Origin of the sequence: Methylovorus sp. MM2 (assembly GCF_001648895.1) — a bacterium.
Lineage (GTDB): Bacteria > Pseudomonadota > Gammaproteobacteria > Burkholderiales > Methylophilaceae > MM1.
Genome location: NZ_LXUF01000011.1, coordinates 207,835 through 221,125, shown reverse-complemented (window position 1 = coordinate 221,125; position 13,291 = coordinate 207,835). Strand labels below are relative to the sequence as shown.

The following is a 13,291-nucleotide window of genomic DNA, read 5'->3' as shown; positions in this document are numbered from 1 at the left end:
AGCTATTAAAATGTCCGGCGCTCAGCGATCGGTCAGCTCCTGTGTAATTAACCAATTGCCACGTACCTTTTGCATTACCAATGTCTTGGATGTGCGTTTTGATACAGTGCCAGCACGATAGTTCTGGCTGAAGCTCGCTTTTGCAGTCGTTGCATTTTCCATTTTGATTCGCAAGTTCGAGATTCCCACATTAATTGAAGCCGGTTTGCTGATACGTTCACGACGGACTTTCTCCCATTCTGCACGGCTTTCACCGTTTGGAGTTGAGAAGTTCTCGGCGTAACGCGCCAGATATTGATCAGTGTTCTTGTCGGACCATGCTTTTGCCCATTGTTCAACGGCCGAGCTGATGTTTTTCTCTTCGCTAGACGCTGTAACGGCCGCAGGTTCAACAGGTTTTGCAGGTTCAGTCACTTTAGGCTGATCTACAGGTTTTGGTGCTTCAGCAGGCTTGATTGGTTCAGCCGGTTTCACGGCGGGTGGTGTTACTGGTGTTGATTTTACCGGGTCAGATGGTTTTGCCGTATCAGAATTCTTCGCTGCAACAGTCGTTGGTCTGCTGCTCGTACTGAAAAGATCTTTAATCAATGCGAGCTTGCCTTGCGCACGTTCGTTGCTATTATCAAGCTGCAATGCTTTGTCGTAAGCTTCTGAGGCCATGCGTGCGTATATGTCGCCTAAGTTCTCATGCGCAGTCGCATAGCTGGGATGGGTTTTGATCGCACTTTCCAATGCCTTGCGGGCTTTATCATATTGCCCTTGGTCTGCATATAACACTGCAAGGTTGTTATATGGTTCAGGCAGGCTGGGGAATTTTTCAGTGATATCCGTAAAGACCTTGATCGCCTCGTCACGGCGATTCATCTCTGTCAGTAATACGCCGCGTACAAACAAGCCTTGTACATCTTGCGGGTTATTGCTCACATAAGTGTTGATGCGATTCAGCGCTGCAGCTTGTTGGCCTTGGCTGGCAAGCTGTGTGATATCTTTGATTTCGTCTGCGTGTACACTTGATGCAAAGAGGATGGTCGCGCAAAAAAGCAGGGTAAACAAGGAGAAGCGTGGTGCGGGCATTATGTTATACTTTTTCGCTGTTAAATTATCCCCCAATTCTATCAATAGCCTATTCAACCTCCAATAGCTCATCATGGATTCCCAGCATTTATTTAGCACATCACGTAAAAAAATCATCCTGAATGTTATTTTCAGCGGTCTTTTATCTGCTGAGAACTTTTTATCTAGTGATGTTTTGGTAAAGCACTAAACGATTATGCTCAAGATTTATAACAGTATTGCACGTGAAAAGCAGGTGTTCATTCCTATCGTTGCGGGCAAAGTCAGCATGTATGTCTGCGGCATGACGGTCTATGATTATTGCCATCTTGGGCACGCCAGAGTCATGGTCGTATTCGACATGATCAATCGCTGGTTACGCGCTTCGGGCCTTGATGTGACGTATGTGCGCAATATTACGGATATTGATGACAAGATCATTAAGCGTGCCAATGATAATAATGAGTCTATTGGCGAGCTTACTTCAAGATTCATCACGGCGATGGATGAAGACTCTGCCAAGCTGGGGGTGATACGTCCTGATATCGAGCCGCGCGCGACCAATTATATTGTCAGTATGGTCGAGATGATTTCGAAGTTGATCTCTAATGGCAATGCCTATCCTGCGGATAACGGCGATGTATTCTATTCAGTGAATAGCTTTGCTGGCTATGGCAAATTATCGGGTAAGTCTCTGGACGATTTACGTGCCGGAGAGCGAGTCGAGGTCGATACGCATAAACGCGATCCCATGGATTTTGTACTCTGGAAATCGGCTAAACCGAATGAACCGAGCTGGGATTCTCCTTGGGGCAAGGGGCGTCCGGGATGGCATATTGAATGTTCCGCTATGGGCGAGCAACACCTAGGCAAACACTTTGATATCCATGGCGGTGGGCAGGATCTTCAGTTCCCGCATCATGAGAATGAGATCGCGCAATCTGAAGCTGCTAATCAATGTACGTTCGTGAATTACTGGATCCATAATGGATTCGTGCGCGTCGATGATGAAAAGATGTCCAAGTCGCTCGGCAATTTCTTCACGATTCGTGAAGTGCTTGAAAAGTATGATGCTGAAGTCGTCAGGTTCTTTATCCTGCGTGCCCAATATCGAAGCCCGCTGAATTACTCCAATCTACATCTGAATGATGCCAAGCAGGCATTGTCACGCTTATATACGGCCTTGCGGAGTTTGACGGTGGAGGATGTAGCGATTGATTGGCAGCATCCGGTGGCATCGGCATTTCAGGATGCGATGAATGACGATTTCAATACACCTGAAGCCATGGCTGTTTTGTTTGAGCTCGCCAACCACATTAATAAAACAGGATCACTTGAATCCGCCGCACTGCTTAAAAAGCTTGCTGGCTTACTGGGTTTATTACAGCGCGACCCTGAGACCTTCTTGCAGGGGGATGTTTCCGCTGAAGGATATACCCCAGATGAGATCGATGGCATGATTGCCAGCCGTCTTAAGGCTAGGCAGGAAAAAGATTTTGCAGAAGCTGATCGTCTCCGTAAAACCTTACTGGATAAAGGAATCGTGCTCGAAGACACTGCGCAAGGTACCACTTGGCGCAGGGTGTGATGCAGAGTGTAATTGTAACAACGCGATATTTGTGGCTATAATCTAAACCAATGTCGATCAGCAAATCATTATTTATCGTTTTTAGCTTGATGCTTTGCTTTAGTTTGCTATTTCAGCAAGCTGAGCATACGTATTCCATAGACTACGACGTGCCTACCTTTGCGGATATACCGCAGATCGAAGCGGATAGTAACGTTGATTTCAATGATCCACTCATGTGTTGCCAGCATTTCACGCGAACTTTCGTACCTAAAGAGTCTAAAGTTACGCTATCACAAGTTTCTTATCTACAGCCTTCTATACCACCTGTTCTCAGGCCCCCGCGCGCTATCTATTCATAACTGATTCTCCCGGGTTGGCGTGACCTTTGCTAATACAAGTGGTTATATGTTCACTATAGTTGTGAAGTTAACGCCGATTCATTAAGGGGAGATGAGGTTTCATTCCGGCTACGCACCTAGCTCTGTATCGAATTTTGGTACCAGCAATCGTGCTGTGTCAGTCAATTGAATTACTCAGTAGAATGATATGAATATAGATAATCCGTTGTACATGCGCCGTTTTGGTGCAAGAACTATCGCAATACCAGAAGTGCGTCTATTCAAATGGTATTCGCTGGCATTATTTTTGTTATTTGGCATGATGGCATTGAACGCCCAAGCTGCCACCTATACGCTTCCCGACGTCATTGGCGCTGCCATGCAGCAAAATCCGGTCATTGGCCTTACCCGTGCGCAAGAAGATGCTGCACAGGCAGGCCTAACTACTGCTAAGGCTTACCTTAATCCTGAGATAGAGGCTGGTTCAGGCCCTGCACGTTACCGATCTGGCGGTCAGGGTGATGGAAAAAACTGGGGGGTGACGCTTTCCCAGCCGTTGGAGTTTTTCGATGTGCGTAGAGCGCGCAGGGAAATTGCCGAATCTAATATTCAGGTGACTGGTGTTGGTTCCGAATTAACACGTATTGAACTGCGAGCACGGGTGAAAAGTGCGTTTTATGATGTACTGCAACGGCAGGCGGTACTCAAGCTGGTCGAGGGTGACCGCAACCTTCTGCAACAGATTCGTGAGCGTGTGAAACTCAGGGTTGATGTAGGCGAATCTCCGCGTTATGAGTTGATCAAGGCGGATACGGAGGCACTGGCTGCAGAACGTGACTATCAGGCAGCCATCGTCCGCATCACTGAGGCAAAAGGTTATTTGCGTGGATTGATCGGGCAATCCATGCCCATGGATTTTGATGTGCAGGGCGAGCTACCTTTAGGCAATAGTTTGCCTTCGCTTGATTCGCTACGTCAGCAGATTGATCAAAGCCCATTATTGACACAGGCACGTGCTGCACGTGAGGCTGCCCAAGCAAGGCTACGGCTCGAGCAGAGCTTGCGATTTCCAGGTGTGACCCTGAAAGCCGGCATCGAGCAGGATCCTGATCTGACTAGTATGCGCTTTGGGCTTGCTGTGCCTTTGCCGCTTTGGAGTCAACGTCAAGGTCAGATTGCAGAAGCCGCAGCAGGTGTGAGGCAGGTCGATGCGATTTTGAGTGACCGAGAGCTTGGACTACAGCGCGATATCGATTCTGCTTATCAACGCTATTTGATCGCATCGCATCAGGTAGCCTCTTTTGAGAATGGATTGTTGAAGCAATCCGAGTCTACCCTGAAAGTGGCAGAAGATGCTTACCGGTTCGGGGAGCGCGGCATACTTGAATACCTGGATGCACAACGCACGTTTAGTGCTGTCCGTAAAGATTACCTGGCTGCACGATATGACTATGTGAGCACAATGCTCGAAATCGAGCGGCTACTTGGAACAGAACTTTTGGAGGTAAAACCTTAATGTTTGCACAATATTTTCGTATGAATGAATCAACGTCTAACCATACTTCTGGAAGGTCGTTTGTACTGAGTCTCTTATTGGCCTGTATGCTCGTCGGCTGTGGTTCTAAAGAGGAAGCACAACCGGCGAAAGAAGTGGTCGATACCAATATTGTTGATTTGACACCAGAGTTGCAGGCGCAAGTGAAGCTCGCGACTGTTGCCGTTTCTGATATCCGTGAGCTTTTGCGTGTACCTGGCAGTATTCAGGTAGATGAACAGCGTGTTGCGCGTATCGGCGCTTCTGTTACTGGCCGAATCACGGATATAGACGTGATTCTTGGACAAGAGGTAAAAGAGGGTCAGGTACTAGCCAGATTAAACAGTACTGAACTCGCGCAGCACCAATTGCTATATATCAAGGCATTGCAGCAGATTGATCTGCAGACTAAAGCCGTTGAGCGTGCTCGCTTGCTGCTAGAGTCTGATGTGATCAGTGCGGCTGAGTTGCAACGGCGTGAGGCAGAGTTGAGCGCAGCCCAGGCCGACCTGAGCGCTGCACGTGACCAACTGACAGTGCTTGGCATGGCGCCTGCGAGTATCGCAAGAATCAAAAAATCGGGAGACCTGCTTTCTTTCAGCAATGTCTCTTCACGCCTTGCTGGTACTGTCATCAGTCGTAAAGTGAATCTGGGGCAAGTGGTTCAGCCAGCAGAGGAGTTATTTATCGTCGCTGATCTTTCACACGTCTGGGCAGTGGCAGAGGTGCCTGAGCAACAGGCTGAGCTGATCGAAGAGGACGAGGAAGTGACGATCGAGATTCCTGCGCTGAGCAATAAACAATTCACCGGTAAATTGATTTACGTGGGCGATATCGTCAATCCGCAGACCCGCACAGTCATGGTACGCACTGACCTTGCTAATTCTAATCATAGCCTGAAGCCTGACATGCTGGTTTCAATGGTGGTTAGGTCTTCTCCTACCCCGCGTCTGGCTATCCCTTTGCAATCTGTTGTGCGTGAGGATGATCGCGACTATGTGTTCGTTCAGATTGCGCCCAATAAATATCGTCTGCGTGAAGTAACGCTTGGCCCGCAATATGATGGCGTGGTTGCGGTCGCAAGTGGCTTGTCAGAAGGCGAAGTTGTGGTGGGCGAAGGTGCGTTCCATGTGAATAACGAGCGCAAGCGCAAAGAACTGGAGTAAACCATGATTGAGTCTTTGATACGTGGGGCGCTGCAACAGCGCCTCATTGTGATGGTATTGGCTGTCGCATTGTTAGTCTCTGGTGTATTTGCTGTCAAAAAATTATCGGTAGATGCATTCCCCGATGTCACCAATATTCAGGTGCAGATTGCTGCTCAAGCCACTGGAAAATCACCTGAAGAAGTAGAACGCTTTATTACCGTTCCGCTGGAAATGGCCATGACAGGCTTACCCGGCCTGACTGAAATGCGTTCGCTAAATAAGAACGGTCTTTCCATCATTACCTTGGTGTTTACCGACAGTACCGATGTCTATTTTGCGCGGCAACTGGTGATGGAGCGCCTGATGGAGGTCATGGAGCGCATGCCTGACGGCGTGACGCCTATACTGGGGCCAGTTTCAACTGGTCTGGGCGAAGTGTATCAATATACGCTGGAGCGCGATGATGATGGCAAGCGTGAGCTAACAGTAGATGAGCTTAAAGAGCGCCGTGCCATACAGGATTGGGTCGTTCGCCCCTTGCTGCGTGGTATTCCAGGCGTAGCAGAAATCAATTCGCAGGGTGGTTATGTCAAGCAGTACCAAGCCCTAGTCAACCCTGACCGTATGAATCACTATGGCCTCAAGTTGCAAGATATTTATACCGCGCTGGAGCGCAACAATGCCAATAGCGGCGGTGGCATATTACGCCACTACTCCGAGCAATACCTGATACGCGGCGTAGGTTTGGTAAAAAGCGTCGCTGATATACGCAATATTGTCTTGAAGGAACAGGATGGTGTTCCTGTATATATGCGCGATGTGGCCGAGGTTGTGATCGGTAACGAAGTGCGTGTGGGTGCGCTGATCAAGAATGGGGATACGGAGTCGGTTGGCGGTATTGTCATGATGATACGTGGCGGTAATGCCAAAGAAGTGGTGGGTCGTATCAAAACGCGGGTCAAGGAAGTCAACGAGCAGGGCATGTTGCCCAGTGGCCTCAAGATCGTACCTTTCTATGATCGTAGCGAGCTGGTGGATGCGGCGCTGAACACGGTCGTTAAGGTGTTGATCGAAGGTATCATCCTCGTGGTGATTATCCTCTTCCTGTTTTTGGGAGACGTACGCTCCAGCCTGATTGTGGTCGGTACTTTGGTGCTTACCCCTGCTATCACCTTTATGGCCATGAACTACTATGGCATATCGGCTAACCTGATGTCGCTGGGCGGTCTTGCCATTGCTATCGGGCTGATGGTCGATGGTTCTGTGGTGGTGGTGGAAAATGCATTCCACCATTTAGGCCACCGCAAAGGTGAAAGCAAAATCCGCGTGGTCTTTGAAGCAGCTTCCGAAGTGGCCACGCCTGTGCTATTTGGGGTTGGTATTATCATTCTGGTGTTCCTGCCGCTAATGACCATGGAAGGCATGGAGGGCAAGATGTTTGCGCCTATGGCTTATACCATTGCCATTGCGCTATTTGTATCACTGGTACTTTCACTGACTCTGACTCCGGCCTTGAGTTCTTATCTGCTAAAAGGTGGTACGGGCGAAGATACGAAGTTTATTCGAGTGATGAAAACGCCTTACCTCAAGTTATTGAATGCTGCGGTGGGCAACCCTAAAAAGACCGTATCGATTGCAGGTATGGTGTTTGTCGGGACGCTCTTGCTGTTTCCTTTTCTGGGTACGGCCTTTATTCCGGAAATGCGCGAGGGCTCCATTGTGCCGAGTGTCGTACGCCTGCCCAATATTTCTCTGGAGGAATCTGTCAAGCTTGAGAATGCTGCCATGAAAGCCATTACTGAGGTGCCAGGCGTCAAGAGCGTGGTGTCTGGTATCGGGCGCGGTGAAAGTCCTGCTGATCCGCAAGGGCAGAATGAATCTACGCCGATTGTCAGTTTGCTACCGCGTGATCAATGGCCTAAGGGATGGAATCAGGATTCGATTGCCGATGCTATCCGTGAAAAAATCAAAGGTATTCCGGGCATTCAAGTGGTCATGTCGCAACCGATTGCGGCTCGGGTGGCAGAGCTGGTCACAGGCGTTAAATCAGACGTGGCTGTGAAGATTTTCGGTTCGGATATTGCCGTACTTAAGGCCAAGGCCGATGAAATCGCACGCGTTGCGGGTAGCATCGATGGTGCAACCGATATGCGCGTAGATAAAGTCACTGGGCAACAGTATCTGGTGATTGATATTGATCGTGAAGCGATTGCCCGCCACGGCATCAATGTGGCTGATATCCACGATGTGATCGAAACGGCCATCGGCGGTAAAGTGGCTACTGAGATTTTCGAAGGCGAGCGCCGATTCCAGGCTGCAGTGCGCTTTCCAGAGGAATTTCGTGACAATGAAGACGCGATTAAGAGTATTTTTATGACCTCTTCCAGAGGTTCAAGAGTCGCGCTTGCTGACCTAGCGAAAATCAGGGTACTAGATGGCCCGGCACAGATCAATCGCGAATCGGCAAAACGGCGTATCGTGGTGGGGGTCAACGTTCGAGACCGCGATCTCGGTGGTTTTGTGACCGAGTTACAAGAGAAAGTGCAAAGCAAAGTCAAACTACCCGAGGGCTATTACTTGGTGTGGGGTGGACAGTTCCAGAATATGGAGCGCGCTATGGCGCATTTGATGGTGATTGTGCCGATTACCATTGCCGCGATATTCTTCCTGCTTTTCCTGTTGTTTAAATCGGTGCGCTTTGCCAGCCTGATTATTCTAGTATTGCCATTTGCATCTATCGGCGGCGTAATCGCGCTGTTTGTCACAGGCGAATACCTGTCGGTACCTGCATCCGTTGGGTTTATTGCGCTATGGGGTATTGCGGTATTGAATGGTGTGGTGCTGGTTTCGTACATCCGTAGTTTGCGTGATGAAGGCAAATCGCAGATAGAAGCCATTGCCCAAGGCTGCGCGCAACGCTTCCGACCAGTCATGATGACGGCGACGGTGGCAATGCTCGGCCTAGTGCCATTCCTGTTTGCTACAGGGCCTGGTTCTGAAGTACAGCGACCATTGGCAATCGTGGTCATTGGTGGTTTGATTACTTCTACAATTCTAACGCTGGTTGTTCTTCCTACGCTTTATCGCTGGTTTGAGGAAGAAAGAGTCGAGGCATAACAGGAGCACGACATGAAAGAAATCAAAGCGGTAGTACAACCTCATCGACTTCCCAAGATTCGCTCTGCCTTGCGTAACATCAAGGGTTTTCCTGGCATGACCGTCAGCAAGGTGGATGGCTGCGGTCATCACATGGCAAAACCGGTGTTGGGGGTGCGAGAAGAGCTGACGGACTACAGCCCTAAAGTCAGGATCGAAATTGTAGCGCCGGAAGAGATGGTTGAAGGTTTGTTGCAGATACTGGTTGAGGTCGGCCATACTGGGCATGTGGGCGATGGTATTGTCTGGGTGACACCGGCTGAACGTATGATCAGACTTTCAGAACAAATTACCGTGATCAAGTAAGTCATTATTTTAGATAAAAATGATTGAAATAAACGGGCTCCTGCGGGAGCCCGTTTATTTTCTGGATTTACATCTTTTATGCCCACAAATAAAGCATAAAACATTTTGTTACATATATATTTGCTATGATGGGGCAATCCAGTTATCGATTGCGTGTTCTGTGCAGGAGATAACGAGATAATATCGCCGTCATCGAATAGGCCGCAATATCGTCAATCACAGTTCATGATCACGGGAATACAACATGATTGAATCACTTATCCGCAGCGCATTAAGTCAACGTCTTGTTGTTGTAGTCATTGCGCTTGCGCTCATGGTGGCAGGTCTTTTTGCCGTACAGAATCTGTCTGTGGATGCTTTCCCTGATGTGACCAACGTGCAGGTATTAATTGCTACTGAAGCGACAGGTCGTTCACCAGAGGAGGTCGAGCGATTTGTCACGGTTCCGCTAGAGATTTCCATGACAGGCTTGCCGGGTTTGACAGAGATGCGCTCCCTGAATAAAAACGGACTTTCCCTGATCACTCTGGTATTTACCGAAAGTACGGATGTTTATTTTGCGCGGCAACTGGTGATGGAGCGCTTGATGGAGGTATCCAGCCGCATGCCCATGGGCGTCACGCCCATATTGGGACCCGTTTCTACTGGTTTGGGCGAAGTCTACCAATTCACGCTGGAAAAAGCATCGGATGGCACGAAAAGGCTTACAGAAGAAGACTTAACCGAACGCCGTTCTGTTGAAGACTGGATAGTCAGGCCTATGTTGCGCGGCATTCCTGGGGTGGCCGAGATCAACTCGCAGGGTGGGTATGTCAAGCAGTACCAAGCTTTGGTCAACCCGGATCGTATGAATCACTACGGCCTCAAGCTGCAAGATATTTATATGGCGCTTGCACATAATAATGCTAACAGTGGGGGCGGAATCCTGCCCCAATATGCCGAGCAGTATCTGGTGCGTGGTGTGAGCTTGATCCAGAGTTTGGATGACATCAGAAGTATTGTATTGAAAGAACAAAACGGCACACCAGTGTATATGCGTGATGTTGCCGAAGTGAAGCTAGGGCATGAAGTGCGTGTGGGTACCCTAGTCAAAAACGGTGACACTGAAGCCGTGGGCGGTATCGTCATGATGATGCGTGGCGGTAATGCCAAAGAAGTCGTCAGTCGAATCAAGACGCGGGTGAAAGAGATTAACGAAAAAAGCATGCTACCCGGGGGTCTCAAGATCGTTCCCTTCTATGATCGTAGCGAGCTGGTAGATGCGGCACTGTTTACGGTAGTGAAGGTGCTGATTGAGGGCATCATTCTTGTCATCGTCATTCTTTTCCTGTTTTTGGGCGATGTGCGCTCTAGCCTGATTGTGGTCGGCACCCTGATTCTTACGCCGCTGATTACCTTCATGGCCATGAACTATTACGGTATCTCGGCTAACCTGATGTCGCTTGGTGGTCTTGCGATTGCCATCGGACTCATGGTGGACGGCTCGGTGGTGGTGGTAGAGAATACTTTCCATCAATTGGGGCACCGCAAAGACGAAAGCAAAATCCGCGTAGTGTTTGAGGCAGCTTCTGAAGTGGCAACGCCTGTGTTGTTTGGGGTAGGTATTATCATCCTGGTGTTTCTGCCACTGATGACTTTGCAGGGTATGGAAGGCAAGATGTTCGCACCTTTGGCCTTGACCATTGCTATCGCGTTGTTCGTGTCGCTGATACTCTCGCTGACGTTATCGCCCGTGATGTGTTCCTATATGCTGAAAGGGGGTAGTGGTGAGGATACGCGCCTGATTCAAGCGATCAAGAAACCCTATGTTTCAATGTTGAACTGGGCATTGAAGAACGAGAATAAAACGATTCTTACCGCGGTGACTGTCTTTGTTCTGGCTATCTTGACCGTTCCATTGCTTGGAACTTCTTTTATCCCCGAGATGAAAGAGGGGTCGATTGTGCCGAATATTATTCGTGTGCCCAATATCTCACTCGAAGAATCGACGCGTATGGAGATGGATGCCATGAAAATCATCTCTAAAATTCCTGGGGTTAAATCAGCGGTTTCAGGTTTAGGGCGTGGAGAAAGTCCAGCTGACCCGCAAAGCCAGAATGAGTCTTCGCCGATTGTCAGCCTCAAACCACGTAAGGAATGGCCAGAGGGGTGGACGCAGGATACGATTGCTGCCGAAATACAGAAGGCATTGCGCGTGCTGCCAGGTGCGCAGGTGGTGATGGCGCAACCTATTTCAGACCGTGTCGATGAGTTGCTCACTGGTGTACGTTCAGATGTGGCGGTCAAGGTGTTTGGTGAAGATATGGCCACCCTTAAAGCCAAAGCTGAAGAAATCGCCAAACTTGCAGGTGAAATCAGGGGCGCCACCGACATGCGCGTGGAAAAAGTCTCAGGCCAGCAATATCTCAATATGGTGGTGGACAGGCAAGCCATCGCGCGTCAGGGTATCAATGCATCGGATATTCATGATGTGATAGAAACAGCGATAGGCGGCAAGGTGGCGACTGAAATATTTGAAGGTCAGCGCCGTTTTACTGCGGCTATTCGATATCCTGAAAGTTTTCGCAATAACGTTGAGGCAATCAGCAATATCCTGATTACTTCACCCAATGGTGCCCGGGTAGCATTGCGTGATCTTGGTAGAATCGAGATTCGTGATGGTCCTGCACAAATCAGTCGTGAGCTGGCAAAACGTCGCATTGTGGTCGGTATCAATGTTAAGGATCGTGATCTAGGCGGCTTTGTCGCAGAGTTGCAGCAAGTGCTTGATAAAAAGCTCAAGCTGCCAGAAGGGTATTATCTGGAATATGGTGGGCAATTCCAGAATATGGAGCGTGCACTAGGGCATCTCTCGGTGATTATTCCTATTACGATAGGCGCGATTTTCTTCCTGCTATTCCTGCTATTCAACTCGGTGCGATATGCCACCATGATCATCATGGTGCTGCCGTTTGCTTCTATCGGAGGCATATTTGCCTTATTTCTCACCGGTGAATATTTGTCCGTCCCCGCATCTGTTGGTTTTATCGCCTTGTGGGGGATCGCTGTGCTGAATGGTGTGGTCTTGGTCTCTTATATCCGTAGTCTGAGGGATGACGGCATGAGCCAGATGGAGGCCATCGTGCAGGGTTGCAAACAGCGTTTTAGGCCAGTGATGATGACCGCCACAGTGGCGATGTTGGCGCTGGTGCCTTTTCTTTTTGCTACGGGGCCTGGCTCTGAAATTCAGCGCCCGCTGGCGATTGTGGTGATCGGTGGCTTGATTACTTCTACATTGCTGACCCTTGTTGTTGTTCCTACGCTGTATCGTAAGTTCGAAGAAGCCAGAATTGAAGCATGATGTTTAAATTGATTGCGCATAGACGCATGGGAGAAGAATCATGAAAGAGATCAAAGCAATTGTACAGCCGCACCGTTTGCCCAAGATCCGTTCCGCCTTACGAAACGTGAAGGGCTTCCCCGGCATGACAGTGAGCAAGGTAGAAGGTTGTGGTCACCATCTTGCCAAGCCTGTTGTCGGGGTACGTGAAGAGTTGACCGACTATAGCCCCAAAGTGCATATCGAGATGGTAGCACCTGATGACCTTGTCGAAGGTGTTTTGCAGATACTCGTAGAGGTCGGACATACCGGCCATGCCGGGGATGGTATCGTCTGGGTCACGCCTGTAGAACGTATGATTCGCCTATCGGAAAAGATCACCGTTCTCGATTGTTAGGTGATGAGTGCTCTCGTCACTCTCAAACTGAGGAGCCATTGTGAAAATAGAGTTGTTGGATTACAGCAGCTCTATTCCAAATCTGTGCAATATCAGCGCAAATACACTAAAGCAACAAATGGTGATGCATATACTGGCTAATATCGTTGGCCAGAACCCTATGCGCTGCAGCAACGAAGGAAATGCCAAAAACATCGGTAAAGTCGGTATGACATACCAGAATGTATACCAAGCGTGATTGGCTATCTTTTCAGCAGATTGCTTCTCAAGATACAGCCAAATAAGGGCTAAAATTGTGATCAGTGGCAGTGCTGCCACGAACCCACCTAATTTGTCACTCCGCTTGGCAAGCTCGGAAACCAGTACGACGATGGCCGCAGTAATGCAATATTTTGTAATAAGCCATGCCATAGGTCTTTCCTTCTCGCAGAATGTATTTTGATTATATCGCATCGTATTTTTCTAAATAC

General features: G+C 49.0%; 10 protein-coding genes. 8 read left to right on the top strand and 2 right to left on the bottom strand.

Features of this window, described 5'->3' with window-relative positions; genetic code table 11:
• Positions 1-21 precede the first annotated feature (21 nt).
• A complete protein-coding gene (locus A7981_RS08705; RefSeq protein WP_067267871.1) occupies positions 22-1,074 on the bottom strand; it encodes a tetratricopeptide repeat protein in 1,053 nt (350 codons plus the stop codon).
• A gap of 196 nt (positions 1,075-1,270) precedes the next feature.
• Here A7981_RS08705 and cysS point away from each other — a divergent pair, with 196 nt between their 5' ends.
• From cysS to A7981_RS08665, 8 genes are all read left to right on the top strand, one after another.
• Entirely contained in the window at positions 1,271-2,641 is a 1,371-nt protein-coding gene (gene cysS, locus A7981_RS08700) for a cysteine--tRNA ligase (protein WP_067267121.1), read from the top strand.
• Positions 2,642-2,691: 50 nt separating this feature from the next.
• A complete protein-coding gene (locus tag A7981_RS08695; RefSeq protein ID WP_067267119.1) occupies positions 2,692-2,982 on the top strand; it encodes a hypothetical protein in 291 nt (96 codons plus the stop codon).
• 187 nt (positions 2,983-3,169) lie between these two features.
• Positions 3,170-4,477 carry a TolC family protein gene (locus A7981_RS08690; RefSeq protein WP_082889284.1) on the top strand — a complete coding sequence of 436 codons (1,308 nt, stop codon included), beginning with the start codon at positions 3,170-3,172 and terminating at the stop codon, positions 4,475-4,477.
• Positions 4,477-5,661 carry an efflux RND transporter periplasmic adaptor subunit gene (locus tag A7981_RS08685; RefSeq protein WP_254258544.1) on the top strand — a complete coding sequence of 395 codons (1,185 nt, stop codon included), beginning with the start codon at positions 4,477-4,479 and terminating at the stop codon, positions 5,659-5,661. Before A7981_RS08690 ends, A7981_RS08685 begins: the two co-directional genes overlap by 1 nt.
• A gap of 3 nt (positions 5,662-5,664) precedes the next feature.
• Positions 5,665-8,760 (top strand): efflux RND transporter permease subunit, encoded by a 3,096-nt coding sequence (locus A7981_RS08680; protein WP_067267118.1) that lies wholly within the window; start codon positions 5,665-5,667, stop codon positions 8,758-8,760.
• Positions 8,761-8,772: 12 nt separating this feature from the next.
• A complete protein-coding gene (locus A7981_RS08675) occupies positions 8,773-9,105 on the top strand; it encodes a P-II family nitrogen regulator (protein WP_067267116.1) in 333 nt (110 codons plus the stop codon).
• Between the two features lie 244 nt (positions 9,106-9,349).
• On the top strand, positions 9,350-12,445 hold the full coding sequence (locus A7981_RS08670) for an efflux RND transporter permease subunit (RefSeq protein WP_067267114.1): 3,096 nt from the start codon (positions 9,350-9,352) through the stop codon (positions 12,443-12,445).
• Between the two features lie 40 nt (positions 12,446-12,485).
• Positions 12,486-12,821 carry a P-II family nitrogen regulator gene (locus A7981_RS08665; RefSeq protein WP_067267113.1) on the top strand — a complete coding sequence of 112 codons (336 nt, stop codon included), beginning with the start codon at positions 12,486-12,488 and terminating at the stop codon, positions 12,819-12,821.
• A gap of 60 nt (positions 12,822-12,881) precedes the next feature.
• On the opposite strand, the gene A7981_RS08660 is transcribed toward A7981_RS08665, so the two are convergent.
• Positions 12,882-13,232: a DUF3147 family protein gene (locus tag A7981_RS08660; RefSeq protein ID WP_067267111.1), complete on the bottom strand. Its 351-nt coding sequence runs from the start codon at positions 13,230-13,232 to the stop codon at positions 12,882-12,884.
• Positions 13,233-13,291: the final 59 nt, after the last annotated feature.

Bases quoted from the DNA above. Each gene is read 5' to 3' on its own strand.
- A7981_RS08705 (WP_067267871.1), bottom strand. From the start codon at position 1,074: ATGCCCGCACCACGCTTCTCCTTGTTTACCCTGCTTTTTTGCGCGACC.
- cysS (WP_067267121.1), top strand. From the start codon at position 1,271: ATGCTCAAGATTTATAACAGTATTGCACGTGAAAAGCAGGTGTTCATT.
- A7981_RS08695 (WP_067267119.1), top strand. From the start codon at position 2,692: ATGTCGATCAGCAAATCATTATTTATCGTTTTTAGCTTGATGCTTTGC.
- A7981_RS08690 (WP_082889284.1), top strand. From the start codon at position 3,170: ATGAATATAGATAATCCGTTGTACATGCGCCGTTTTGGTGCAAGAACT.
- A7981_RS08685 (WP_254258544.1), top strand. From the start codon at position 4,477: ATGTTTGCACAATATTTTCGTATGAATGAATCAACGTCTAACCATACT.
- A7981_RS08680 (WP_067267118.1), top strand. From the start codon at position 5,665: ATGATTGAGTCTTTGATACGTGGGGCGCTGCAACAGCGCCTCATTGTG.
- A7981_RS08675 (WP_067267116.1), top strand. From the start codon at position 8,773: ATGAAAGAAATCAAAGCGGTAGTACAACCTCATCGACTTCCCAAGATT.
- A7981_RS08670 (WP_067267114.1), top strand. From the start codon at position 9,350: ATGATTGAATCACTTATCCGCAGCGCATTAAGTCAACGTCTTGTTGTT.
- A7981_RS08665 (WP_067267113.1), top strand. From the start codon at position 12,486: ATGAAAGAGATCAAAGCAATTGTACAGCCGCACCGTTTGCCCAAGATC.
- A7981_RS08660 (WP_067267111.1), bottom strand. From the start codon at position 13,232: ATGGCATGGCTTATTACAAAATATTGCATTACTGCGGCCATCGTCGTA.